Raw genomic sequence first — 23632 nt, 5'->3', positions numbered from 1 at the left:
CCTTTCCATTCCAGAAGAGACAAGAAAGAAGAGAGCGATCGTCATGAGCAACAACATCAAGTTCGGCGTCATGCTGCAGGGAGCCGGCAGCCACATGAATTCCTGGAAGCATCCGGGCGGGCCGGCCGATGCCAGCGTGAACCTCGACTTCTTCGTGCGCACCGCGCAGAAGGCCGAAGCGGCAGGCATCGCCTTCGCGTTCGTGGCGGACGGGCTCTACATCAACGAGAAGTCGATTCCGCACTTTCTCAACCGCTTCGAGCCGATTTCGATCCTCTCGGCGCTCGCGACCGTGACCTCGAAGATCGGCCTCGCAGGCACCGTCTCCAGTTCGTACAGCGACCCGTTCACGGTGGCACGCCAGTTCGGCTCGCTCGATTTGATCAGCGGCGGCCGCGCGGGCTGGAACGTGGTGACCACGCCGCTCGAAGGCAGCGCAAAGAACTACAGCCGCGCGCACCCCGAGCACGCGCTGCGCTACGAGATCGCCGACGAGTACCTGGCCGTGACGCAGGGCCTGTGGGACAGCTGGGACGACGACGCCTTCGTGCGCAACCGCGAGAGCGGCCAGTTCTTCGACCGCGAGAAGCTGCACACGCTGGACCACAAGGGGCGCTTCTTCCAGGTGTCGGGCCCGCTGAACATCCAGCGGTCGCCGCAGGGGCAGCCGGTGATCTTCCAGGCGGGCTCGTCGGACGCGGGCATCGGGCTCGCCGGCAAGTATGCAGACGCGGTGTTCACTCATTCGCCCTCGCTGGAGGACACGCGCAGCTTCCTGCGGCAGGTGAAGGCCAGCGCCGTCGCGCAGGGCCGGCAGGCCGACGACGTGAAGATCTTCCCCGGCATCGGCCCGGTGGTCGCGGCCACCGAGGCGGAGGCCGAAGCCAAGTACCGCGCCATTCGCGAGCTGCTGACGGTGGAAGAGGCGCTGGCCTACCTCGGCCGCTTCTTCGACCACCACGACTTCAGCCAGTACCCGCTGGACGCGCCGTTCCCTGAGCTGGGCGAGATCGGCCGCAACAGCTTTCGCTCGACCACCGACCGCATCAAGGCCAATGCGAAGGCCAAGGGCCAGACCCTGCGCGAAGTGGCGCTCGAAGTAGCCACGCCGCGCACGCAGTTCGTGGGCACCGGCGAGCGCATCGCCGACGAGATCATCCGCTGGGTGGACGAGGGCGCGGCCGATGGTTTCATCCTCGGCTTTCCGGTGCTGGGGCAGGGCCTCGACGACTTCATCGAGTTCGTGATTCCGGTGCTGGAGGCACGTGGACGCTACCAGCGCGAACTGCCCGGCCACACCCTGCGCGACCACCTGGGCCTGCCGCGCAAGGCGAGCCGCTATGCAGCGCAGGAAGTTGCGCCCGCAGTGCAGAAGGCTGCCTGATGAGCGAACAGTTCCTCTACACCACGCCGCTCGACCCGCGCGCGAAGCCGCTTATCGAAGGCCTGGCCTTCGAGTACGACAGCCGCTACGGCGACGTGCTGCGCGAGCCGGGTGCACCGCGCGAGATGGACCGCTATCCGCCCGAGGTGTTCGGGCCATCGCACGGCGGCAACTTCGTGCTGCTGCTGCGCGACGGCGTTGCCATCGGTGGCGGTGCGTTCATGCGCCACGACGAGCGTACGGCGGAACTCAAGCGGGTGTGGACGCACAGCGACCTGCGGCGGCAGGGCCTGGCCAGCAAGGTGCTCGCTGAACTGGAGGCTCAGGTGCTGCGGCAGGGCTATGAGCGCATCTACCTGACAACCGGCTTTCGCCAGCCTGAAGCCGTGGGCCTGTATCTCGGCCATGGCTACACGGCGCTGTTCGATCCGCCTGTCGACCCGGAGACGCCGCGCAAGCTGCCGTTCGAGAAGTACCTGGACACGGGGCGCCATCACGGTCGCCTTGCCGAGCAACAGGCCGGGGCGGTGCAGCGATGAATACGACCGTTCTCGATGTCGGCACCGAGCCGCGAAGCCCCGTACCGGTTCGCGCGCCGCAACCGCAGCGCCCAGCACCTGCACCAGTGCCCGCGAAGGGCGACTACTCGCACTTTCGGGTCGTGCCGGCCAGATACCCCGCGCGCACGGCCGGCACCATCTTCGCAGTACTCGTCATCGGCATCGTGCTGCACTCGACGCTGACCAACCCGCGCTGGGGATGGGGCGTGTTCGCAGAATGGTTCTTCGCCGAGCCTGTGGTGCAAGGCCTGGGCCGCACGCTGCTGCTGACGGCGCTGGGCGCGCTGTTGGGCTTCTTCTTCGGCACCGCCCTGGCGCTGGCCCGGGTGTCCCGCTCGCCGCTGCTGGCGCGGCTGGCTTGGGTGTTCACCTGGATCTTCCGTTCGATTCCGGTGATCGTGCTGCTGCTGATCATCAACAACCTGGGCTACCTCTACGAGACGGTGACGCTGGGCATTCCGGGCACCGACGTCACCTTCTTCTCGTACCCGACAACGCAGCTCATCAGCCCCTTCGTGGCCGCGCTGCTGGGTCTCACGCTGAACCAGGCGGCCTTTGCCTCGGAGATCGTGCGCGGCGGCATCCTGTCGGTGGAGCAGGGGCAGCTCGAAGCGGCGGCGGCGCTGGGGCTGTCGCGCACGCGGCAGTCTTTTCGCATCGTGCTGCCGCAGGCCATGCGAACCATTCTGCCCACGGCGTTCAACGACATCATCGGACTGGCCAAGGGCACGTCGAACCTCTACATCCTGGCCCTGCCCGAGCTGTTCTACACGATCCAGATCATTTACCGGCGCAACCTGGAAGTGATTCCGCTGCTGATGGTGGCGACGGTGTGGTATCTCATCATCCTCACGGTGCTGTCGGTGGTGCAGCACTACGTGGAGCGGCATTTCTCGCGCGGAGCGCTGCGCAATCCGCCGAGTTCGTGGCTTGGCGGCGTGGTGCGCGGGCTGTGGCGGGCGAAGGTGCCTGCAGCGCTGCCTGTCGCCGAGGAAGCATCTGTCGCCGATGCCCCTGCGCAGGTGCCGCGCTGGACCGATCCGCTCACGCAGGGTGGCGAGGTCACTATCCACGGCGTGTCGAAGAGCTTCGGCGCGCTCAAGGTGCTCGACGACGTGACGCTGACCGTGGGGCAGGGCAGCGTGACGGTCATCCTCGGCCAGTCGGGCTCGGGCAAGTCGACGCTGCTGCGCGCCATCAACCACCTGGAGCGCGTGGACGACGGCTTCATTGCCATCGACGGCGAGCTCATCGGCTACCGCCGCGACGAAGACACGCTCTACGAGCTGCACGAGAAGGAGATTCTCAAGCGCCGCGTCGACGTGGGCATGGTGTTCCAGAACTTCAACCTGTTCCCGCACCTCACGGTGCTGGAGAACATCGTCGAGGCGCCGGTGTCGGTGCGCGGCCTGCCGCGTGCGGAGGCCGAGGCGCTGGCCTCCGAACTGCTGGTGCGCGTGGGCCTGAGCGACAAGACGCACGCCTATCCGAGGCAGCTCTCCGGCGGCCAGCAGCAGCGCGTGGCGATTGCCCGCGCGCTGGCGCTCAGGCCGAAGGTGCTGCTGTTCGACGAGCCCACTTCGGCGCTCGACCCCGAACTGGTCGGCGAGGTACTGGCCGTCATCAAGGAGCTGGCGCGCTCGGGCACCACGCTGGTCATCGTCACGCACGAGATCGGCTTTGCGCGCGAGGTGGCCGACACCATCGTCTTCATGGAGCGCGGCCGCATTCTCGAAACCGGCTCGCCCGACAAGGTGTTCAACGCGCCGGAGCATCCGCGCACGGCCGAGTTCCTGGCCAAGGTTCTTTGACTTTTCCTTTCCTCTCTTTCTTGCTGCATTGCCCTTCATGACCCATCGACGAAACATCCTGTCCGTTCTTCTGGCCGCACTGCTGGTGCCGTTGGCCGCATCGGCCCAGCCGGCACCCGACCTGAGCCCCGAGCAGCCCGGCCGCCCGCGCGCGCAGAAGATCGACGAGGCCATCAAGCTCGCGAAGGACTTCAAGTTCCAGAAGGAAGGCGTGCTCGTCGTCGGCACGACCACCGGCCGCCTGCCGTTCGCCGCCTATGCGACCGACACCAAGACGCCGGTGGGCAACGCCCCCGACATAGCGCAGCTGGTGGCCGACAGCCTCGGCCGCAAGCTGGAGCTGGTGTCCACCGCCTGGGCCGACTGGCCGCTGGGCCTGCAGTCGGGCAAGTTCGACGTGGTGGTGTCCAACGTGACCGTGACGGAAGAGCGCAAGGAGAAGTTCGATTTCTCCACCTACCGCAACGACCAGATCGGCATCTACGTGAAGTCGGACAGCAAGCTCGGCGCGATCAAGGAGCCGAAGGACATCGCGGGCCTGAAGGTGATCGTTTCCGCCAGCACCAACCAGGAGCAGATTCTGCTGCGCTGGAACAAGCAGAACGTGGCGGCCGGGCTGAAGCCGGTGGAGATCCAGTACTACGACGACGATGTGGTGCAGCGCCTGGCCATCCAGTCGGGCCGCGCCGATGCCTACGTGGGCCCGAACGCCATCGCTGCCTACGAGGCGCGCGACGGCAAGACGAAGCTTGCGGGCGTGTTCTCGGGCGGCTGGCCGCAGACCGCCGAGATTGCCGTTACCTCGCGCAAGGGCTCAGGCCTTGCCGATGCCGTCACGCTGGCGCTGAACACGCAGATCAAGAACGGCAACTACGCCAAGGCGCTGTCGCGCTGGAACCTGGAGTCGGAGGCCATCGCAGCCTCGCGCACCAACCCGCCCGGCCTGCCGAAGAACTGATGATGGCCATGACTTTTCTCAAGCACGCCTGGATTGCCCGTGGCCTTGTCGCGCTCACGCTTGTGGCCGGTGCAGCCCATGCTGCCGACAAGTTCGACTTCAGCCCGGAGCAACGCGGCCGCCTGCGCACCGGCAAGGACGCAGAGGCCATCAATGCGATTCCGCCGGGCTTCAAGTTCGTGAAGGAGGGCGTGCTGACGGTCGCGATCGCACCGTTCGCGCCGCCCATATCGACCTACGCCACCGACGCGAAGACCGTCGTCGGCTTCGACCCCGACTTCGCGTTGCTCATCGCCGACGCACTGGGCCTCAAGCTCGACCTGCAGCCCATCGCCTGGGCCGACTGGCCGCTGGGCCTGAGCTCGGGCAAGTACGACGCCGTGATCTCCAACGTGGGCGTGACCGAGCAGCGCAAGGAGAAGTTCGACTTCTCGACCTATCGCCTCGGCCTGCACGGCTTTTATGTGCGCACCGACAGCGCCATCAAGTCGATCCGCGAGCCGAAGGACGTTGCGGGCCTGAAGCTGACGACCGGCGCCGGCACCAACCAGGAGCGCATCCTGCTCGAGTGGAACCGGCAGAACGTTGCTGCGGGCCTGAAGCCCGTCGAGATCCAGTACTACGACGACGATGTGACCCGCACGCTGGCGGTGGTCACCAAGCGGGTCGATGCCAATTTCAATCCGAATGCGCCGCAGGCCTACGAGGCGGCGAAGAACGGGCAGATCCGGCTGGTCGGCACTGTCAATGCAGGCTGGCCGCTGAAGTCGGACGTGGCCATTGCCACGCGTAAGGGCAGCGGCCTCGCGGCGGCGCTGACCACCGCGGCCAACAACCTGATCCGCAACGGCACCTATGCCAAGGCGCTCGCGCGCTGGAGCCTGGCCGAAGAAGCGTTGCCGAAGTCGGAGACCAACCCGCCAGGCTTGCCGAAGTTCGCGCCGTGAGCATTCGCCATCTCGCATTCCTCACGCCGGGCAACTACGCCGAGGCCGACCCTTTCGCGGGCATCGAGGCCGCGCTGAAGCTCTTCGAGTTCGGCGAGAAGCAAGGCTTCAACGGGGCGTGGGTACGGCAGCGCCATCTGGAGCGCGGTGTGTCGTCGGCCGCGACCTTCCTGGCCGCCGCGACGCAGCGCACGCGCCGCATCGAACTGGGCGCGGCAGTGATCCAGATGGGGTACGAGAACCCCTTCCGTCTCGCCGAAGACCTGGCCACGGTCGATGTGCTGTCGCGCGGCAGGCTGCAAGTGGGCCTGAGCGCTGGCGCGCCGCAGCATGGAGCACTGCTTGGCAACCGCTTCTACGACGCGGCGCCGAACACCATCGACTTCACGCACAAGCGCGTGGGGCGGCTCAAGGCCAATCTGGAAGACACACTGCTTGGGGACGACCAGACTTTTGTCGAATCGGCCGGCGGACGTGTGCGGCCGCGTGTGCAGCCCCATGCACCGGGCCTGATCGACCGGCTCTGGTATGGCGGCGGCTCGCTGCGCTCGGTCGAATGGGCGGGGCGCAACGGGTTCAACCTGCTGCTGGGCAATGTGCTCTCCGGCGAGACCACCGACGACTTTCTGCAGGCACAGCTGGGCTTGATCGAGCGCTATCGCGCGAGCGAAGTGGATGCGGGCAGGGGCAGGGTGGCGCTGGGCCGCGTGATCGTGCCGCTCGACGGCGCCGATGCCGCCACGCGCAAGCGCTACCGAGAGTTCGCGGCTGGCCGCGTCGAACGCACGCTGACACCGCAGGGTGAGCGCCGCACGCTGTTCGCGACCGATCTCGTAGGCACGTCCGATGAACTCCTGGAGCGCCTGCGCCGCGACCCGGTGCTGCCGCATGTGAGCGAATTGCGCGTGGAGCTGCCCTACAACTTCAGCAGCGAAGACTACGAACAGATATTGACCGACCTGTCCGGCCGCATAGCGCCGGAGCTCGGTTGGCGGGCGCTTTGATCTGGAGGAGGAAGTGAGAGGAAGCAGGAGTTGAGTTCGAGGTGAGTCGGAGTCGGGTTGCGTTTTCTTGTGCAATTCGATGGACGGCTTTGGGCGGGCCCTTGGGCCCGCTTTTTTTTAGCCTTGCGCTGTGGACACACCGAGCAGGAAGTCCGTGACCTCATCCGAGAACACGTAGCGCTGCCCACCGATAAGCACGCTCTCCGCATTCGCGGGGTCCGGCCGCGCGGTGGGCATGCCGTGTGCGACCAGTGCTTCGGCGCAGCCGAGCCAGTCTCCTTCGCCGTCCGGCGGTTCGTTGCATGAAGCCCACGAGAGGCCGCCGCAGGCGTTGTCGTCGAAGCCGTGCCGTTCTTCCCAGCTTGCGCCGTGCGCCAGCAGGAAGCGGACGAGGCCGGCATCGCCGCGAAACACGGCCTTGTTCAGCGCCGAGGCATCCCAGTCGCTGCCGCGAGTTGCGATGGGCCAGCCGAGTTCGACCATCAGCTTCACCGCGTCGCTGCATCCCTGCGCTGCGAGTTCCGGCAACTGGCGCAACTGCGTTTCGGAGAGCGTGCCGACGATGCCGGGGTGCGCTGCGTGGATGCGGCGGGCGGCGGCCTCGTCGCCCTGGGCGCAGGCTGCGACGAAGGCTTCATCCACTGGAAGCGGGGTGCCACCTCGGGCTTTTTGCAGCAAGCGCGCGACCTCCGGCAGACCGAAGCGCAGGGCGACGGTATATGTGCTCGTGCCATCGCCGGTGGTGACTGAAGGATCGGCGCCTGCTGCCAGCAAGGCCTCGATATGCGCGGGCGACCTGCGCCGCCGGATTGCCCACAGCAGCAGCGAACCCCAGTCGCTTGTGGGAGAACCCATGGGCGGTTCGTTCGCATTGCCGCCGTGCGTGAGCAGCAGCCTCAGCGTTTCCACATCGTCGAGGTCCAGCACGCGATAGAGCGCATTCGTGCCCGAGATGCGCGCACCGGCGTTCAGCAGCAGCCGCGTGCAGGCCGGGTTCTCCAGCGAGTGATAGAGCGATTCGCCGTCGTTCGGATCGGCGCCTGCGTCCAGCAGCAGTTTCGTGAGTTCGGGGTCGCGGTTCTGGCCGGCGGCGCCGTAGAGCGTGGACAGGCGCTCGGTGTCTGAGGGCGCATCGATGGACGACGGAGGCCAGCGGTTGCCGATCGACTGATCGGGATCGGCACCCGCATCGAGCAGCAGCTTTGCGCAGGTGTGCAGGCGTTCACGGAACTCGGGCAGTTGCATCAGGCCGGAATGGGCCACGGCCATGAGCGACGGGAGCGCGAGCGGGCCTTCCGCACGGTGCACCCAGCCCGGGTCTTGTTCGATGGCGCGGCGCAGCAGTGCTTCGTTGCCGATCGCACAGGCTAGGCTGGGATCGTCGCCGAGCAAGCCGGGGCTTTCTTCGAGCAGGCGCAGAGCCACCGATGGCCGCGCGCGGTTCGTTCCGCCTGCGATGTCGCCCGCGTAGACAAGGCGCAGCCAGTAGAGAACGGACTTTGCCGGATCTTCGGACTGCGACCGTCGCGCGAGAACAAAACCTTGCAGGTCGGCCCAGGACGCGAAGCCGTACTCACGCGCCACGCACGACTGCGCATCGTGCAGGCGCAGGCCAAGGGCCGTGATCGCGGGGTCGCTCTTGCCGGCAGCGGCCGGCAAGGCTTCGCGGAATCGCGCAGTGGCGGTGGGGTCGTTGCTTCGGTAGAGAGCAAGCAGCTCCTTGGCTTGCTTCTTCAGGTGGCCCAGGTCGGGCCGGGCGGGCATGCGCTTCATTTGAACCTCCGTGCATCAGACGCCGATGACCCGCAAATCCGGCTGCACAAAAGGCGTGTGGATCGGCAAATGAAGGCAAGTGGGTTCAACCCTTCCCGCGGGCCCGGGCGCGGCTTGCACTGCGGGCGGGATGTTAGGGCACGACGTGCGCGCCGGTCAACGGACAAGCAACGAGCGGCTACAGTGGCGCGCACATTCATCTTCCCGATATCCGACGCAAACCATGCTGCCCCGATTCATCCAGCGACTTGCCGCACGCCTTGGTGGTTCGACCTCGACACCCGACTCTCCGGTGGAGGGCCGGCTCGTGGTGAAGCCAGGCGACCTGCTGACCCAACGCGACGGACACGCCTGGCGAGCCGTCTGGATACTCGAGGTCGACCCGTGGCCCGATGGAACAGCGGCCGCCCACTGCCTGAGCTACAAGCCGATGGACGCCAAGCCCACGGCCGACTCTCTGAAACAGGCGCAGGTGTCGATATGGCACGCCCCCATCGACGCAGGCAGCTTCGGTGAAGAGGACTGGGAGCTGATCGGCAACCGGCCGCCCACCGAAGAAGACCTGATCGGCTTTACCGAGTACCTGAGGCTCACCGACTTTCCGCGGTACCTCGAAGTGACAGGCAAGGACAGCAAGGAGATCGTCCACGAGGCCAACGCGCACTACCTGCGCGGGAACGAACTCTGCGAGCAGGGCAGGAAGCAGGAAGGCATCGCCGAATACGACGCGGCGGTGGAGCTGTTTCCGCTGTTCTTCGAAGCGATCGACAACCGGGCGTTCACGTACATGGAGCTCGGGAATTTCCGTGAGGCGCTGGGCGACTTCGAGCAGTCGCTGCAGGTGAATCCCGATGGGCCTGCCGCTTTCTTCTCGAAGGGCGAGTGCCTCATGCGGCTGGGTGAGCTGACCGCCGCGGAGGCCGTTTTCACGGAAGGAGTGGAACGGTTTCCCGAGAAGAAGGCGCTCTTCCAGGACTTCCTGAAGCGTGTTCGGGTGCAGCGTTCGGCGAAGGGATAGCCGTGGTCAGCGCGGCGGCTGCGAACGCAGCTGCTCCCTGAGAATCCGCCGAATCTCCAGAATCGCCAGCGGGTTCTCCTGCACGCTGTGCGCCGACGGAATCACCAGCTCCGATGCCGCGCCGTCCAGGTGCGAGCTTGCATACGGCACGATGCCGTCGCTCGACAGCGCCTGCGCCACGCCGGGCGTGTCGTTGCCGATGATCGAATGAAAACGCACGCGCGAATTCATCGGCAGCCCCGACGACAGCCGCACGAACGGGTCGCGATCGCTCAGGTTGTCGATGCTGTTGGGAATGCGCAGCGGCTCCTGGCCCTGCGTGCTGGGCGCGATGCGGATCAGCTCGCGCGAGATGTCGCCCAGCTGCCCCAGCATCGCCACCGGCAGCGTGATGAGGTTGGCCACCCAGCGCGAGACGCGGTTGTTGGCAAAGTCGGTGCCGCGGTGCGGCGAGGCGATGAAGATCGCGTCGCTTACCTGCGGCAGCGGCTCGAAGCGCAGGTAGGGCGCGAGCTTTTCTTCGATGCGCTGCTGCTGTGCGCCCTGCATCGGGTAGCTGGCCAGCAGTGCCTCCCAGAGCTTGTCTTCCGACGACGACACCATCAGCCGCGACAGCACGCCGCCCATGCTGTGTCCGATCAGCGTGATGTTGTTCGAGGCCTCGGCCTTACCGGTGGGGTCGAAGTGCGCCAGCGTTTGCGTGACGGCTTCGCGGATGGCGAAGTTGTTGATCGGCAGCGGCGCGTTGGTGGGGTAGTACACCTGCCAGATCTGGTAGCGGCGGCGCAGCGTCTCGTCGCCGAGCACCTCGTTGGCCACGTTGATCCACGCCTCGGGGCTGCTCGCCAGGCCGTGCAGCATGATGACCGTGCGGCGGTTCGGGTCGTAGGGCTGCATCAGGTAGATGCGCGGCTGTGTGAGCCCGTCGCGGCCGCCGAACAGGCTGCGCAAGGCCTGCAGCGCAAAGTCGGAGCGCGCGAGCCACAGGCCGTAGCCCGAAGTGAAGTTGGCGGCCAGCGGCACCTCCTGTCCGGCCAGTTGGACGTTGGCGGTGCGGTACGGGTCGTAGGCCGCGATGCGCAGCGTGTGGGTGCGCAGGATCTCGTCGAGATTGGCGCCGTCGAATAGCAGCAGCGCGGTAACGGCGGGAAAGGGCATTTCGCGGTAGGGCGGCCGGGGCGGGCGCTTGCCGTCGGCTGGGGCGGACATTGCCTCCTCATCCGTGCGCTTGGCGTTTGCCGCCACCAGCTCCGCGCCGAAGCCGTCGCGCCGGTAGGTGTTGCGCAGGCCCGAGAAGGTGAGCGATGCGGCGGGAATCAGCTCGTCCGGCAGCGGCGCGCTGGTGGGCAGGCGCAGTGCCGATACGTCGGTTTCGATGTGCCAGTCGCCCACCTGTGGCACTTCCGGGACCGGGTTCGATGGCGAACCGGTGCGCCGGTAGGTCTTGAAGAGGCCGGTAATGGCCTGCTGCACCGCGTAGTTGTAGTAGTCGCGCACCTGCGTCTGTCGGTCTTCGAAGGCGCGGTCGCGCGGCTTGCGGGCGGTGTAGAACAGGTAGGCGTAGGCATGGCGTGCGGTTTCGAGCCAGGCCTCGATGGCCGTGGTGGCCGACGAGTCCGGCTGCGCGGCGGTGCCGCCTTTGTCCGCCGCCAGCGCCACCTGCAGCCACACCTCCGACAGCGCGGACAACCGCTGTTCGTCGCTGAGGCCCGACGAGTCGGCCAGCGCGTTGCGGCAGGCCTGGCCGTCCTTGCGGCACAGATCGGCGTCGGAGCCGATCACGCGCAGCACTTCCTGTGCGGAGGTGCTGAGCTCGCCGGTGGTGAGCACGTCGCCGCGGCGCTGCGCGAGGTATTCGGCCGGCGAGATCGAGCCGACCTTCACACCCGCGCAACCGGCCAGCAGTACAGCGGAGCACAGAAGGCAAAGAAAGCGCGCGCGCATCACGGCTTCGCCTTGGGTCCCTTGGAGTCCTCGAGGCCCGGCAGGCCTTGCCGGATCGCCTGCGAGAAGTTCGCGCCCGGCGCCTTGTCGGTGGCAATGGCGCGGTCGGTGATGCGGCCCGCCGTGCGCAGCGCTTCCATGCTGTAGCCGGGCGTGAGGCCGCCCACGTCGTAGAGGTAGTCGGGCAGGTAGCCCGAGGCCAGCAGCCGCCAGTCCATCGGCAGGCCGGGCACGATGCGCTTGGCCAGGGCGTACACGATGGTGGTGCAGTTGGCAGTAAGCGTGTTGTAGTAGCTCGGCGCGCGCACCAGCGCCGCGCCTTCGCCGAGGTAGGCCATGAACAGCGAGCGCATTTCCTGCTGCGGCAGGCGCACGCGGTACATGTAGACGTCTTCGCCGCGCACGTTGGTGCGCACGCGCATGATGTCGTGCTCGTCGGCCGCGATGAGGCTGGTCTCGAACTGCTTGAAGAAGCCGCCGACCGACGAGAAACTCTCGCCGCGCTCCTTGCGGATTTCGATGGAGAAGGTAACGAACTGTCCGTCGTCGAAACCGAAGGACACCAGCGTGTGCGCAATGGCCGGGCCGCTCCAGTACGAGAGCGCCACGTCGACCGAGCGCAGGCGGTCGAGGTCGTAGCTGCGCGTTTCCCAGCGCTGGGTGTAGTCGGTGTCGCTGCGCCACTCGAAGTTGCGCACGTTGTCCATCGTCACGATGCTGCCGTCGACGTGGGTGTGCAGCTGGCGCGACACGTCGTCGGCCCACACGCGGTTCTGCGAGGGCAGGATGGTGCTCCACCAGCCCATCAGCAATGCGAAGCCGACCACGTAGGAGAGCAGGGCGCGTGCTGCCTTGCCGCGCCACAGCAGCGCGATGGCGGCAAGGCCGAAGCCTGCCCACAGCACGCCAGCGCCGATTTTCACGAAGGAAGGTCCTGGCAACTGATACCAAAGTGCCATGCAGGCCCACATCGCAGACAGCAATACGACTAGCGATGCCGCAAAGCGGCCGAGGAAGCGCAGGAACATTCAGGTCATCGGAGAGTGAGGCGCGATTATCTCCGCCCGACTCGGGCGCCCCTGGGCGCCTACAGCATATAGGTCACGAGCTTGAAGTCCGGGTCCTCGGGGAAGGGCTTCACCGTGAAGCCCAGCCTGCGCACCAGCTTCAGCATGTCGGGGTTGTTGGCCAGCACCAGTCCGTCGATCTCGGCCAGGCCCTTGTCGCGCGCCACGTCGATGATGCTTTCCATCAGCCGCGAGCCGATGCCCTTGCCGCTGAATTCGTCGGCCACCACCAGCGAGAACTCGCAGCTGGTCTGGTCGGGGTTGGTGATGTAGCGCGACACGCCCACGATGTGCTCGCTTTCGAGCACGGTGCCCTCGGGCGACACGCTGCGCTCCATCACCACCGCCACCAGCGCCATCTCGCGGTCGTAGTCGATCAGCGTGAAGCGCGACAGCATCGACGGCGGCAGCTCGTGGAAGCGCGAGACAAAGCGGAACCAGCGGCTCTCGGGCGAAAGGCCCTGCACCAGCGCCTGCAGCATCTGCGCGTCGTTGGGGTGCACCGGCCGCACGATGTACGTGCCGCCACCGGGCAGCGGCCATTCGCGCCGGTAGCGCGCGGGGTACGGCATGATGGCCAGGTGCTGGTAGCCGTTGACCGCATTGCTGACGTGGGCCGCCACTGCTTGCGTGGTGCTGCCGACCACGATGCGTGCATCGACCGAAATGGCGCCCGACTCGTCCACGATGATGGGGTTGATGTCCATCTCGCGCAGCTCGGGCAGTTCGCACACCATTTCCGACACGCGCAGCAGTACGTCTTCGAGCGCTTCCATGTTCACTGCGTGGGCGCCGCGCCATTCGCCCAGCGTTTCTGCCACGCGCGAGCGCTCGATGAGTCGGTGCGCGAGAAACTGGTTGAGCGGCGGCAGCTCCATGGCGCGGTCGTTGAGCAGTTCGATCATGGTGCCGCCCGCGCCGAACACGATGACGGGGCCAAAGGGCTCGTCGGTGACCATGCCCACGTAGATCTCGCGACCGCGCCGCGCGCGCACCATCTTCTGCACGGTCACGCCGTTGATACGGGCCTCGGGCGCGAGGCGGGCCACGCGCTCCATCATTTCGACGTAGGTGTCGCGCGCGCTGGTGCCGTTCAGCACGTTGAGCGCCACGCCTTCCACGTCTGACTTGTGCGCGATGTCGGGCGAATCGATTTTCAGCGCCACCGGAAAGCCCAGCTGCGTCGCGATCATCATGGCCTCGCTGGCGCTGCGCGCGAGCAAGGTGCGCGTGATCGGAATGTGGAAGGACGACAGCAGCGACTTCGACTCCATCTCCGTCAGCACATGGCGCCGCTCGGCCAGCACGCTTTCGATGATCAGGCGCGCGCCCTCGATGTCGGGCTTGGCCAGCGCCGACAGCGGCGGCGGCGTCTGCTGCAGCAACTGCTGGTTCTGATAGAAGGCTGCGATGTTGCCGAAGGCGCCTACTGCGGCTTCAGGCGTGCGAAAGCTCGGAATGGTGGCGTCGGCCAGTACCGAGCGCGCTTTGCCGACCGAGGAGTCGCCCATCCAGCAGGCCAGCAGCGGCTTGTTCATCGGCCGGGGAATGTCGGCCAGCGCTTTCGCCGTGGCAGCTGCGTCGGCGCCGGCTTTGGGCGAGAAGATGGCGAGCACGCCGTCGATCTGGCTGTCGGCCGAGGCGGCGTCGATGGCGGCGCGGTAGTGCGCGGGCAGGGCCTCTTCGGAAAGGTCGATCAGGTCGGCCAGCGAAGCGAGCGGGGGCAGGGCGGGCTGCAGCAGCTTCTGCGCGGGCGCGGAAAGTTTGCCCAGGTGGAGCCCGATCTCGTTGATCCAGTCGGCTGCCAGCACGCCGGGCCCGCCGCCATTGGTGACCACGGCCAGGCGCTTGCCCACCGGCCGGTAGCGCGAGGCCAGGCACTTGGCGGCAGAGAACAGCTCGACGAAGGAGCGAACCCGCACCGCGCCCGCGCGGCGCAGTGCGGCGTCGAATACGTCGTCGCTGCCCACGATGGCGGCGCTGTGCGTCTGCGCAGCCTCGTTGCCCGCCGGCTTGCGCCCGGCCTTGAGCACCACCACCGGCTTGGCATGCGAGGCCGAGCGCAGCGCGCTCATGAAGCGGCGCGCATCGGCAATGCCTTCCAGGTACACGATGATGCTGTGCGTGGCCTGGTCGTTGGCCAGGAAGTCGAGCACCTGCGGAATGTCGACCGAGGTGTGCGGGCCCAGCGACACCACGCTCGAAAAGCCGACGCCGTTCTGGCGCGCCCAATCGAGCATCGAGGCCGTGAGCGCGCCCGATTGCGCCACCAGCGCGAGCGGCCCCGGCTTGGCCAGCGGCCCGGCCACGCCGGCATTCAGGTGCAGCAGCGGCCGCTGGAAGCCCAGCGAATTCGGCCCCAGCAGGTGCACGCCTTCGCGGCGCGCGATCTTGCGCCATTGCGCTGCCTCGTCGGCACCGATGCCGCTCGAAAGAACCACGGCCGCCTTGCAGCCGATGCGCCCCGCGATTTCAAGGGCGGCCGCCACGTCGCGCGGCGCCAGCGCGATCAGCGCGAGGTCGGCATGGGTCTGGGCCAGTTCTTCGAGCGTGCCCTTGGTGCGCACGTCCAGAAAGCGCAAGGTGCCGTCGAAGCGGTCGGCTCGGAAGGCCTCGCGCAGCGTGCGGCCCGCAGGGGGCTGGCCGCCCGGGTCGTCGGCGTGGCCGACGAAGGCCACGATGGAGGCGGGCGCAAAAAGCGGAGTCAGGAAATGCTTGTCCATGCCCCCAAGTCTGCACCGTTCCGCACCGTTCGGGGGCAGTTGCGCAGGGCCTTGACCTAAGTCATGACGTGGTCAGCGCGCTTGGCTATATTCAAGGTTCCATGCAAAAACGTATTGGCGTGATCTTCGTCTCGCGACGAAATTCATTGCGCAGCATCCTGGCCGAAGCGTGCCTCGCGCACCTGGACCCCAAGCGGTTCTCGGTATCTTCCTGCGGTCAACCCGGGCACATTGCCCGCGAGTTCCATCCCGCGGCCGTGGCCGCATTGAAAAGTGCCAGCATCCCCGTGCCCCAGCGGCCGCCGCGCAGCTGGGACGAACTGGTGCGCGCGAATGCCGCCCCGGCGGACTTCGTCATCACGCTGGACGCGGCCAGCGCATCCCGCCAGCCGTCATGGCCCGGCCAGCCCGACGCGGCGCTGTGGGCCTACCCCGACATAGTCGACGGCGGCGACCTGGAGAAGACCGCGCACGACGCCATCCAGATGCTGTTCTCGCTGCGTCGCCGGCTGGAGCTGCTGGTGAGCCTGCCGATGCAGGGGGCAGACCGCTCGGCCGTGCGTTCCGATGTGCGGGATCTGGGATACATGCGCTAGCCCCATGGACGTAGTACTCGTACACGGCATCTTCGACAACGGCGGGATCTTCAAGCGCATGGTGCGAGCGCTCGAGGCGGCCGGCCATCGCTGCTGGGTTCCTTCTCTCAAACCCGCCGACGGCCGCAAGGGAATTCATGACCTTGCGTGCAAGCTCAAGGCCTATATCGACAGGCACGTGGGCCCGGATGCGCCGATTGCCATCGTCGGCTTCAGCATGGGCTGCATCATTGCCCGCCAATATCTTCAGGTTCTGGGCGGCATCGCCCGCGCCCACGCGCTCTTCGCCATTTCGGGCCCGCACGAAGGAACGATGACCGCCTATGCCTACCCCGGACGGGGCGCGCGGGACATGCGGCCGCGAAGCCCCTTGCTCGAAAACCTGAAGAGCACCGAGGACTGCCTCGACGAACTGAAACTGTTCGTGTATTGGACCTCCCTGGACATCACCATCTTGCCGGCCACGAGCAGCAACTGGCGGCGCGCGGCAAGCAGCCTCGACGCGCGCGCCTGGTTGCATCGGTTCATGCCGGGCGACGCAAAGGTCTGTGCCGACATCACGCGCCGCATGTGCGCGCTGTGATGTAGACGCTGCCGGCTCACTCCAGCGTGAAGCCGATCTTCAGCGTCACCTGCCAGTGCGCGACCTTGCCGTCCACCACGTGCCCGCGCGTCTCGGTCACGGTGAACCACTGGATGTTGCGCAGCGTCTCGTGCGCCTTGGCGATGGCGGTCTGCACGGCGTCTTCGATGCCGGTCGAGGAGGAGCCCGTCAGCTCCAGCGATTTGTAGACGTGGTTGGACATGGGGTCTGTCTCCTTCTGGGTTGATGGGCGATGGGCCCGGAAAACATCGTAGTCCTGTTGCGGGCGTCAGTGAACGAATCCGCCCTTGACGAAGCGCACGGGTTCGGCGTCCATGCGCGCGATGAGTGCGCCCAGGCCGTCCGGCGCCAACGGCCGCGTGCCAGCCGATGCAGGCTGCTCGGTGCGGCACAGCAGGTCGTCGTCACTCCACGCGCCTTTGCCGGGTTCGCCGCGCGCGCGCAGCCAGCCGTCGCGGTCCACGATCAGCTGCGTGCCCGCGAGTTGCGAAGTCGCGGCGACCAGCGAGAAGGCGGTCCATGCGGCGGGCGAGGCGGCGATGCAGTCGCCGGCCTGCAGCGCGGCTGCCTTGGCATCTGGCGCGAGAAACACGGTGACGAGGCGCGGGTCGTCGAGCAGCGGCGGCACGCTCGCACCCGCAGCCACGATCCGCAAACGCTGCCCGCGCCAGCTGCTCAGGCTGCGCGACGGCTTGCCCTTGCATTGCACCGGCATGTCGGGAGGCGCGATGGGTTGCGCCCACAGCCCGGCCGTGCGCAGGCTTTCACCGGCGCCCTGGGCTTTCATGAAGTCGATCAGCGCCCATGCATCCGCGTCGCGCAGCACGCCGCCGAAGCCTGGCATCGTCGGGGCGCCGTGCCGGTCGCGCATGCCGTTCATCACATGCCAGAGCACATCGCCGTCGGCGCGTCGCCACAGCAGTGGCCCGCCAAGATTGGGCGGCCACACGGGTTGTGAAGCGGCCAGCGGCCCCTGTCCGCGCCCGTCAGCACCATGGCAGGCCACGCATTGCGCCGCGTACAGTACACGCCCGCGCTCGATGCTGTCGGCGGTGAAGCCCGTGGGCGATGTCTGGAAGCTGGTGGGGTACGCGGGTACCAGCACCACGTTGGCTTCGGGCCAGGGCGCCAGCACGACCAGCAACGCGGCCACCGCAACGAGCCACACGCGGCGGCGACGCCAGAGCGCGGCGAGCAGCAGCGTCAGCACCGCCACCGCAAGCACGACCACCGTGAGCCCGAGCCTTCGTGCCTGGCCAAGATCGATCAGCAGGTTCTCGCCTGACAGCCGCAGCGCCCATGGCCATGCCGGTTGGCCGTGCGCGTGCGAGACCAGTCCCAATGCATCGAGCAGGCGCAGCAGCTGCAGTTGCGCGCCCTGCAGCAGGCCGATCAGCAGGTTGAGCCAACCGGCCTCGGGCAAACCGTTCATGTCACCACGTGGCGTCGAGTCCCAGGTGCTTGAGCGCCTCGTGCCGCAGTTCGGCCAGCCGCGGGTCGCCGCGATGGCGCGGGTAAGGCAAATCGACCACCAGTTCCGCCGCAATGCGCGCTGGCCGGTCGCTCAGCACGATCACACGGTTGGCGAGGAACAGCGCCTCTTCCACGTCGTGCGTGACCAGCAGCGCCGAGAAGCCGGCACGCTGCCACAGGTTGACCAGCTCGCTCTGCATCGCGATGCGCGTGAGCGAATCGAGCTTGCCCAGCGGCTCGTCGAGCACCAGTAGCTGTGGGTCGTTGACCAGCGCACGCGCCAGCGCCACGCGCTGCGCCATGCCACCGGAGAGGTGATGCGGAAAGGCCTTCGCGAATTCGGTCAGGCCCACGAGCTTGAGCGCTTCGTCGACGCGGGCGCGCTGCTCCTTCAGTACGCCGCGCGCCTGCAGGCCCAGCGCCACGTTGTCCCACACGCTGCGCCACGGGTAGAGCGTCGGATCCTGGAACACGACGATGCGCGACGGATCGGGCCGCGTGATGGCTTCACCGTTCTGCGTGATGGTGCCGGCGGTTGCGGGTTCGAGCCCGGCCACCAGCCGCAGCAGGGTCGACTTGCCGCAGCCGCTGGGCCCCAGGAGCGCGACGAACTCGCCGGGGCGCACCTGCAGGTCGATGCCGTCGAGCACCTGCAGCACACCGCCGGACACCTCGAACCAGTGGCTGACGCCGCGGATGTCGATGTGCGCGCCGCCAGTGGTCGTTGCCGTGGCGGGCGGGGAAGGGAGTACGGCGTTCACCATTTGACGGTTCCTTTCTGCCAGGACAGCACGCGGTCGCGCACCTTGAAGAGCAGCGTGATGAGGCCCGAGCACAGCGCGGCCATGACGAATAGCGCCGCATACATGTTGGCGTATGCGGCCCAGCCCTGGGCCCACTGCAGGTACCAGCCGAGCCCGGCCTTCACACCCATCATCTCGGCCGTGATCAGCACCGAGAACGAGGCGCCAAGGCCCATGAACAGGCCAACGAACACCTGCGGCAGGGCCGCCGGAATCGCCACCCGCAACACCAGGAAGCGCTCCGACGCACCCAGCGTGCGCGCCACGTCGTAGTAGCTCTTGTGCACCGAGGCCACGCCCGACCACGTGAGCACCGCCACCGGGAAGAAAGTGGCCAGCCCCACGAGGAACACGGCAGCCGAATAGCTAGACGGCGCGAAGAAGAAGGCCAGCGGCAACAGCGCTGACGCCGGCACCGGCCCCAGGAAACGCAGCAGCGGATGCACCCAGTACCCCGCGATGCGCGACCAGCCGATCGACACGCCCGTGACAAAGCCGATCAGCGCGCCCAGCACGAAGCCATTGGCGAGCAGGCGCAGCGAATATGCGGTCGACAGGCCCAGGCGTTGCCAGTCTTCATGCACCACGTCGATCAGGCTCTGCGGCGGCGCGAAGAAAGGCGAAGGCAGCAGGCCGAGCTTGGCGGTGCCGATTTCCCACAGCGCAAGCACCACGGCCAGCGCGACCAGCCATTGCCCGGCCGGCCGCAGCGTGCGCGCCAGCTTGCCCGCGCGGTGGCCCAGCAGCGAGATGGCAAGGAGCAGGGCGGCAACCACCAGCGTGGCAATGCCGAACTCACGCGTGAAGGCCCAGTCGTTGAAGCCGACTTCCTTGTTCGGCCACAGCAGCGTGAGAAGGCCCAGCGCGACCCAGGCGGCCGCGGCGAGCAGGCCAGTGGGCCAGATGCCGGTGGGGGCGGGAGGGCGCAGCGCTACCGTTTGCGATGTTTTCTGCCGCGGTGCGTGATGAGCGGGCGCATTGCTCTGCAGCCCGAGCGGCGAGTCCAGAACTTGTTCAGCGGTGGTCATGCGAGAACGTCCAGCGACACATGGTTGGCGAATCGGACCACGTCAGTGCTTTTCTTCAGGATGCCGGCGTTGCGGAAGTCAGCGGCGAAAGCTTCCACCTCGTTGCGCAGCGCCTTGCCGGCCGGATGGTGCTTGTAGGTGAGCTCGGCCAGCAGCTTCTGCAGGTCTTCGAGCGGCACCTTGGGCGCGTACTTCGAATAGATCCTGGCGGCTTCGTTCGGGTTCTCCGACACGTAGTCGGAGGCCTGCGCGAGCGCGCGCACCACCGCGGCAGCGCGTGGCTTGTCGTTGCGCGCCAGCTCGCCGCGCGCGCCGACGATGCAGCACAGGCGCTCGGCGTATTCGCCTTTGGCGCTGTTGGCGATCTCGGTGAAGACGCCGGGGTTGCGTTTCTCGATGAGGAACACGTTCGGGTCGCCGTCGGCAATCGCGTGGATCTCACCCTTCTTCACGGCCACGTCGAGCAGGTCTGCCGGGTAGACACGCCAATCGACGTCCTTATCGATGTCGATGCCTTTCTTCGCGAGGTGAATGGCGTAGAACTGCCTGGCCGGGCTGTTCTGGTCCGACACGCCGATGGTCTTGCCCTTGAGGCTGACAAGGTCGGTCGTCACGCCCGAGGCCTTGGCTCCCACCAGCCGCAGGCAGCCGCCATGCACGCTGCCCACCACCTTGACGTCGAAGCCCGCTTCGAGCGGCTTCACCCAGCGGTGGATCAGGCCCACGCCCACGTCGGCCTTGGCGGTGGCCAGCGCCTCCAGCATCTGGTCGGACGAGCCGGCCCAGTTGAGCAACTCGACATCAAGCCCGTTCTTCTCGAAGAAGCCGCGCTCCAGCGCCACCGGCACCGGGGCCAGGCAGAAGCCGGCCTGGCTCCAGGCGAAGGTGAGCTTGCGCGGCTGCGAGCGTGCCGCGGTGGCGAGCAGGGCTCCGGAGCCCACGATGGCTGCCGCCGCCCCGGCCTGCAGCACGCTGCGGCGCGAAGGCGGTAAGTGATCGAGAGGAACGGTCATCGCAAGCTTCTCCACCGAAAAATTGGAAGCTGCGAGTGTTGGCGCGCGAGGCCCGCGCGGCCAACGAATGAATGCGGCTATGGATATGCGCGCAACTACTTTTCCCTGGCGCCGAAGCTCTCCGTCAGGAATTCGACGATGGCCTGCACCCGCGCCGTGCGCCCCTTGCGGCTAGGCACCAGCAGCGTAACCGGCGCGCTGTCGAATTGCCAGTCGGCGAGCACGCGCACCAGCCTGCCGTGTGCCACGGCGTCGGCCGCATCCCATTCGGAGCGCAGCACCAGGCCCATGCCCTGTTCGGCCCACTGGCGGGCCACGCCGCCGTCGTTGGTGACGTAGGCGGGCGAGATGCGCAGGGTCTGGGGTTTGGCCCTGGCGGCTGCGCGGCTGGCCGGGCGCACATGCCACAGCGTGACGTCTTCGTCGTTTTCGCGGATGCAGATGCAGCTGTGCGCCATCACGTCGCGCGGCACGCGGGGCACGCCGTGCAGGCGCAGGTATTCCGGGCTCGCGCACAGCCAGCGCTCGTTGGCGCTCAGAGTACGCGCCACCCACGACGAATCGCGCACCGTACCGATGTGGATCACCGCGTCGGCGTCGTGCCGGTCGGGCCACGGGGTTTCGCGCAGGTCGAGCTGCACGCTCAGCCCCGGGTGCAGCCGTGCGAAGCGCGCGAGCATGGGCGCTATGTACTGCCGGCCGTAGCCGAAGGGCGCGGCGATGCGCAGCGTGCCGGTGAGCCGCTGGTCGTCGCGCTGCATCGACTCGCGCAGCCCCTCGATCTGGCCGAGCAGCGCAGCCGCCTCGCGCGCGAAGCGTTCGCCCTCGGGCGTGAGGCTCAACCGCCGCGCGGTGCGGGTGGCGAGCGACAGGCCCAGCGTGGCCTCGAGCTTGCGCAGCCGCATCGACAGCGCGGGCGGCGTGACGTCGAGCGCGCGCGCCGCGGCGCTCAGCGAAGGTTCGCGCAGCAGGGCGGCCGCGAGCTGCATGTCTTCGATCTGGATCATTAACTTGTGCTTAACGATTGATGACCATGCATTGAAGCACAAGCATGGCCTTGAAACGTACAGTCGGTGCCCATGCAACCCCAAAACGCCTATCCACGCGCCGTGCTTTTCGACCTGCTCACTGCGCTGCTCGATTCCTGGACCGTCTGGAACACCGCCGCCGGTTCCGAAGAGAAAGGCCGAGCCTGGCGCGCCGAATACCTGCGGCTCACCTATGGCTGCGGCGCCTATGTGCCCTATGAGCAGCTGGTGAAAGACGCGGCGCGCCACACCGGCATGGCCGACTCCGCACCCGACGCACTGGAAGCCCAATGGGACACCCTGCCCGTGTGGGACGGCGCTCGCGAACTGTTGCTGGCGCTGAAGCCCCACTGCAAGCTCGCCGTGGTCACCAACTGCTCGAAGCGGCTCGGCCATCGCGCGGCGGCGCGGCTGGGCATCGATTGGGACGTGGTCGTCACTTCGGAGGAGGCCGGCTTCTACAAGCCCGATCCGCGCCCGTACCGCATGGCGCTCGATCGGCTGGGTGTGAAGGCAGAAGCCGCAGCCTTTGTCGCCGGTTCGGGCTATGACATGTTCGGCACATCGGCGGTTGGGCTGCGCACCTACTGGCACAACCGTGTCGGGCTGGCGCTGCCGCAGGGGGCTTCCACGCCCGAGCTGCAGGCGGCAACACTGGCACCCGCGCTGCCTTGGCTCCAATCCTTCAGCAAATGACGAGCTAGCTCATGAACAACACCCTCGCCACCATCGACACGCCCGCGGCCCTCATCGAGTGCTCGCGCATGCAGCGCAACATCGCGCGCATGCAGCAGCGCATGAGTGAACTCGGCGTGCGCTTTCGCCCGCATGTGAAGACCAGCAAGTGCATAGCCGTTGCCGAGGCGCAGCGCGAGGCGGGTGCGCAGGGCATCACCGTTTCCACGCTGAAGGAGGCCGAGCAGTTCTTCGCCGAGGGCTTCACCGACATCCTCTATGCCGTCGGCATGGCGCCGCACCGGCTGCAGCATGCGATGGACCTGCGCCGGCGCGGCTGTGCGCTGGGCATCCTCACGGACGGTGTCGAATCGGCGCGCGCAATCGCCGAGTTCGGCCGCGCGAACGGCGAAGTGTTCGACGTGCTGATCGAGGTCGATACCGACGGCCATCGCTCCGGCATCCGGCCCGAAGAAGACGCGCTGCTCGAAGTGGCGCACGTGCTGCACGACGGTGGCATGCGCCTCGGCGGCGTGATGACGCATGCCGGCTCCAGCTACGAGCTCGACACGCCCGAAGCCTTGCGCGCCATGGCTGAACAGGAGCGCTCGGGCTGCGTGCGCGCTGCTCAGCGGCTGCGCGACGCGGGCCTGCCGTGCCCGGTAGTCAGCGTGGGCTCCACGCCCACGGCGCTGATGGCGGAAGCGCTCGAAGGCGTTACCGAAGTGCGGGCCGGCGTCTATGTGTTCTTCGACCTCGTGATGCGAAACATCGGCGTGTGTGCCGAGGACGACATCGCCCTGAGCGTGCTCACCACGGTGATCGGCCACCAGGCCGACAAGGGCTGGGCCATCGTCGACTCAGGCTGGATGGCGATGAGCCGCGACCGTGGCACGCAGAAGCAGAAGCGCGATTTCGGCTACGGGCAGGTCTGCGATGTCGATGGCAAGGTGCTCGACGGCTATGTGCTCAGCGGTGCGAACCAGGAGCACGGCATCCTGTCGCGCGAGGGCGCGCCGGACACGGGCATTGCGGCACGCTTTCCGATCGGGACGCGGCTGCGCATATTGCCGAACCACGCTTGTGCGACTGGCGCGCAGTTTCCGGAATATCAGGCGCTGTCTGAAGACGGCTCGCTGGAAACCTGGGGGCGCTTCCACGGCTGGTGAGCGGCCCGGTATGCCCACGCTGGAGGCATGGGCGAATCGAATGGCCTGACATAT

Annotated in this window: 21 protein-coding genes; 11 read left to right on the top strand and 10 right to left on the bottom strand. The window is 67.3% G+C overall.

From position 1 onward, the window contains the following. The first annotated feature begins 43 nt into the window (after positions 1-43). Genes ACSFCA_RS25515 through ACSFCA_RS25490 form a run of 6 tightly spaced genes read left to right on the top strand, consistent with a single transcriptional unit; the run spans position 44 to position 6664 of the window. On the top strand, positions 44-1384 hold the full coding sequence (locus ACSFCA_RS25515) for an LLM class flavin-dependent oxidoreductase (RefSeq protein ID WP_093173764.1): 1341 nt from the start codon (positions 44-46) through the stop codon (positions 1382-1384). Continuing rightward, positions 1384-1923 (top strand): GNAT family N-acetyltransferase, encoded by a 540-nt coding sequence (locus ACSFCA_RS25510; protein WP_435461464.1) that lies wholly within the window; start codon positions 1384-1386, stop codon positions 1921-1923. The genes ACSFCA_RS25515 and ACSFCA_RS25510 overlap by 1 nt, the downstream gene beginning before the upstream one ends. Beyond that, a complete protein-coding gene (locus ACSFCA_RS25505) occupies positions 1920-3755 on the top strand; it encodes an amino acid ABC transporter permease/ATP-binding protein (protein WP_435461463.1) in 1836 nt (611 codons plus the stop codon). Before ACSFCA_RS25510 ends, ACSFCA_RS25505 begins: the two co-directional genes overlap by 4 nt. A 37-nt stretch (positions 3756-3792) precedes the next feature. Continuing rightward, the gene (locus ACSFCA_RS25500; RefSeq protein WP_435461462.1) at positions 3793-4713 is read left to right on the top strand and encodes an ABC transporter substrate-binding protein; all 921 of its coding nucleotides are present in this window, start codon (positions 3793-3795) and stop codon (positions 4711-4713) included. A gap of 8 nt (positions 4714-4721) precedes the next feature. Continuing rightward, complete coding sequence (locus tag ACSFCA_RS25495) at positions 4722-5660, top strand: ABC transporter substrate-binding protein (protein WP_435461523.1); 939 nt, start codon at positions 4722-4724, stop codon at positions 5658-5660. Further along, positions 5657-6664: an LLM class flavin-dependent oxidoreductase gene (locus ACSFCA_RS25490; RefSeq protein WP_435461461.1), complete on the top strand. Its 1008-nt coding sequence runs from the start codon at positions 5657-5659 to the stop codon at positions 6662-6664. Before ACSFCA_RS25495 ends, ACSFCA_RS25490 begins: the two co-directional genes overlap by 4 nt. 117 nt (positions 6665-6781) lie before the next feature. Here ACSFCA_RS25490 and ACSFCA_RS25485 read toward each other — a convergent pair whose 3' ends face one another. Then, complete coding sequence (locus tag ACSFCA_RS25485) at positions 6782-8437, bottom strand: ankyrin repeat domain-containing protein (RefSeq protein WP_435461460.1); 1656 nt, start codon at positions 8435-8437, stop codon at positions 6782-6784. Between the two features lie 223 nt (positions 8438-8660). On the opposite strand from ACSFCA_RS25485, the gene ACSFCA_RS25480 reads away from it, so the two are divergent. Beyond that, entirely contained in the window at positions 8661-9455 is a 795-nt protein-coding gene (locus ACSFCA_RS25480) for a tetratricopeptide repeat protein (RefSeq protein ID WP_435461459.1), read from the top strand. Between the two features lie 6 nt (positions 9456-9461). Here the strand turns inward: ACSFCA_RS25480 and ACSFCA_RS25475 are convergent, their stop codons facing one another. From ACSFCA_RS25475 to ACSFCA_RS25465, 3 genes are read right to left on the bottom strand one after another with little or no spacing between them, the layout of a single operon-like run. Next, on the bottom strand, positions 9462-11399 hold the full coding sequence (locus tag ACSFCA_RS25475; protein ID WP_435461458.1) for an esterase/lipase family protein: 1938 nt from the start codon (positions 11397-11399) through the stop codon (positions 9462-9464). After that, a complete protein-coding gene (locus ACSFCA_RS25470; protein ID WP_435461457.1) occupies positions 11399-12427 on the bottom strand; it encodes an Lnb N-terminal periplasmic domain-containing protein in 1029 nt (342 codons plus the stop codon). The genes ACSFCA_RS25475 and ACSFCA_RS25470 overlap by 1 nt, the downstream gene beginning before the upstream one ends. Positions 12428-12486: 59 nt before the next feature. Next, positions 12487-15189 (bottom strand): bifunctional acetate--CoA ligase family protein/GNAT family N-acetyltransferase, encoded by a 2703-nt coding sequence (locus ACSFCA_RS25465; RefSeq protein ID WP_435461456.1) that lies wholly within the window; start codon positions 15187-15189, stop codon positions 12487-12489. A gap of 101 nt (positions 15190-15290) precedes the next feature. Between ACSFCA_RS25465 and ACSFCA_RS25460 the strand changes: the two genes are divergently transcribed. Next, on the top strand, positions 15291-15785 hold the full coding sequence (locus tag ACSFCA_RS25460) for an arsenate-mycothiol transferase ArsC (RefSeq protein WP_258354986.1): 495 nt from the start codon (positions 15291-15293) through the stop codon (positions 15783-15785). Further along, a complete protein-coding gene (locus ACSFCA_RS25455; protein ID WP_435461455.1) occupies positions 15757-16368 on the top strand; it encodes an esterase/lipase family protein in 612 nt (203 codons plus the stop codon). The genes ACSFCA_RS25460 and ACSFCA_RS25455 overlap by 29 nt, the downstream gene beginning before the upstream one ends. Before the next feature lie 16 nt (positions 16369-16384). On the opposite strand, the gene ACSFCA_RS25450 is transcribed toward ACSFCA_RS25455, so the two are convergent. The 6 genes from ACSFCA_RS25450 to ACSFCA_RS25425 form a co-directional block, all read right to left on the bottom strand. Beyond that, positions 16385-16591: a dodecin gene (locus ACSFCA_RS25450; protein WP_093058332.1), complete on the bottom strand. Its 207-nt coding sequence runs from the start codon at positions 16589-16591 to the stop codon at positions 16385-16387. A gap of 66 nt (positions 16592-16657) precedes the next feature. Beyond that, entirely contained in the window at positions 16658-17821 is a 1164-nt protein-coding gene (locus ACSFCA_RS25445; protein WP_435461454.1) for a c-type cytochrome, read from the bottom strand. Between the two features lies 1 nt (position 17822). Continuing rightward, positions 17823-18626 carry an ABC transporter ATP-binding protein gene (locus ACSFCA_RS25440; protein WP_435461453.1) on the bottom strand — a complete coding sequence of 268 codons (804 nt, stop codon included), beginning with the start codon at positions 18624-18626 and terminating at the stop codon, positions 17823-17825. Then, positions 18620-19693 (bottom strand): ABC transporter permease, encoded by a 1074-nt coding sequence (locus ACSFCA_RS25435; RefSeq protein WP_435461452.1) that lies wholly within the window; start codon positions 19691-19693, stop codon positions 18620-18622. Before ACSFCA_RS25435 ends, ACSFCA_RS25440 begins: the two co-directional genes overlap by 7 nt. Beyond that, positions 19690-20706, bottom strand: coding sequence for an ABC transporter substrate-binding protein (locus tag ACSFCA_RS25430; RefSeq protein WP_435461451.1), 1017 nt, complete (start codon positions 20704-20706; stop codon positions 19690-19692). The genes ACSFCA_RS25435 and ACSFCA_RS25430 overlap by 4 nt, the downstream gene beginning before the upstream one ends. 95 nt (positions 20707-20801) lie before the next feature. Continuing rightward, positions 20802-21713 (bottom strand): LysR family transcriptional regulator, encoded by a 912-nt coding sequence (locus tag ACSFCA_RS25425; RefSeq protein WP_435461450.1) that lies wholly within the window; start codon positions 21711-21713, stop codon positions 20802-20804. Positions 21714-21785: 72 nt separating this feature from the next. On the opposite strand from ACSFCA_RS25425, the gene ACSFCA_RS25420 reads away from it, so the two are divergent. Further along, positions 21786-22430, top strand: a complete 645-nt coding sequence (locus ACSFCA_RS25420) for an HAD family hydrolase (RefSeq protein ID WP_435461449.1) — start codon at positions 21786-21788, stop codon at positions 22428-22430. Positions 22431-22441: 11 nt separating this feature from the next. Next, positions 22442-23578 carry a DSD1 family PLP-dependent enzyme gene (locus tag ACSFCA_RS25415; RefSeq protein ID WP_435461448.1) on the top strand — a complete coding sequence of 379 codons (1137 nt, stop codon included), beginning with the start codon at positions 22442-22444 and terminating at the stop codon, positions 23576-23578. Positions 23579-23632 lie beyond the last annotated feature (54 nt).

The organism is Variovorax multivorans (assembly GCF_051216835.1).
In the GTDB taxonomy this organism is placed as follows: domain Bacteria; phylum Pseudomonadota; class Gammaproteobacteria; order Burkholderiales; family Burkholderiaceae_C; genus Variovorax.
The sequence above is the reverse complement of the archived record's forward strand: the minus strand, read 5'-3'. Positions and strand labels throughout refer to the sequence as shown.

Excerpts from the sequence above, each read along its gene's own strand:
- ACSFCA_RS25485 (WP_435461460.1), bottom strand. The coding sequence starts at position 8,437 with ATGAAGCGCATGCCCGCCCGGCCCGACCTGGGCCACCTGAAGAAGCAA.
- ACSFCA_RS25495 (WP_435461523.1), top strand. The coding sequence starts at position 4,722 with ATGACTTTTCTCAAGCACGCCTGGATTGCCCGTGGCCTTGTCGCGCTC.
- ACSFCA_RS25510 (WP_435461464.1), top strand. The coding sequence starts at position 1,384 with ATGAGCGAACAGTTCCTCTACACCACGCCGCTCGACCCGCGCGCGAAG.
- ACSFCA_RS25480 (WP_435461459.1), top strand. The coding sequence starts at position 8,661 with ATGCTGCCCCGATTCATCCAGCGACTTGCCGCACGCCTTGGTGGTTCG.
- ACSFCA_RS25435 (WP_435461452.1), bottom strand. The coding sequence starts at position 19,693 with ATGACCACCGCTGAACAAGTTCTGGACTCGCCGCTCGGGCTGCAGAGC.
- ACSFCA_RS25465 (WP_435461456.1), bottom strand. The coding sequence starts at position 15,189 with ATGGACAAGCATTTCCTGACTCCGCTTTTTGCGCCCGCCTCCATCGTG.
- ACSFCA_RS25470 (WP_435461457.1), bottom strand. The coding sequence starts at position 12,427 with ATGTTCCTGCGCTTCCTCGGCCGCTTTGCGGCATCGCTAGTCGTATTG.
- ACSFCA_RS25445 (WP_435461454.1), bottom strand. The coding sequence starts at position 17,821 with ATGAACGGTTTGCCCGAGGCCGGTTGGCTCAACCTGCTGATCGGCCTG.
- ACSFCA_RS25505 (WP_435461463.1), top strand. The coding sequence starts at position 1,920 with ATGAATACGACCGTTCTCGATGTCGGCACCGAGCCGCGAAGCCCCGTA.
- ACSFCA_RS25440 (WP_435461453.1), bottom strand. The coding sequence starts at position 18,626 with ATGGTGAACGCCGTACTCCCTTCCCCGCCCGCCACGGCAACGACCACT.
- ACSFCA_RS25475 (WP_435461458.1), bottom strand. The coding sequence starts at position 11,399 with ATGCGCGCGCGCTTTCTTTGCCTTCTGTGCTCCGCTGTACTGCTGGCC.
- ACSFCA_RS25450 (WP_093058332.1), bottom strand. The coding sequence starts at position 16,591 with ATGTCCAACCACGTCTACAAATCGCTGGAGCTGACGGGCTCCTCCTCG.
- ACSFCA_RS25415 (WP_435461448.1), top strand. The coding sequence starts at position 22,442 with ATGAACAACACCCTCGCCACCATCGACACGCCCGCGGCCCTCATCGAG.
- ACSFCA_RS25430 (WP_435461451.1), bottom strand. The coding sequence starts at position 20,706 with ATGACCGTTCCTCTCGATCACTTACCGCCTTCGCGCCGCAGCGTGCTG.
- ACSFCA_RS25500 (WP_435461462.1), top strand. The coding sequence starts at position 3,793 with ATGACCCATCGACGAAACATCCTGTCCGTTCTTCTGGCCGCACTGCTG.
- ACSFCA_RS25455 (WP_435461455.1), top strand. The coding sequence starts at position 15,757 with ATGTGCGGGATCTGGGATACATGCGCTAGCCCCATGGACGTAGTACTC.
- ACSFCA_RS25420 (WP_435461449.1), top strand. The coding sequence starts at position 21,786 with ATGCAACCCCAAAACGCCTATCCACGCGCCGTGCTTTTCGACCTGCTC.
- ACSFCA_RS25425 (WP_435461450.1), bottom strand. The coding sequence starts at position 21,713 with ATGATCCAGATCGAAGACATGCAGCTCGCGGCCGCCCTGCTGCGCGAA.
- ACSFCA_RS25515 (WP_093173764.1), top strand. The coding sequence starts at position 44 with ATGAGCAACAACATCAAGTTCGGCGTCATGCTGCAGGGAGCCGGCAGC.
- ACSFCA_RS25460 (WP_258354986.1), top strand. The coding sequence starts at position 15,291 with ATGCAAAAACGTATTGGCGTGATCTTCGTCTCGCGACGAAATTCATTG.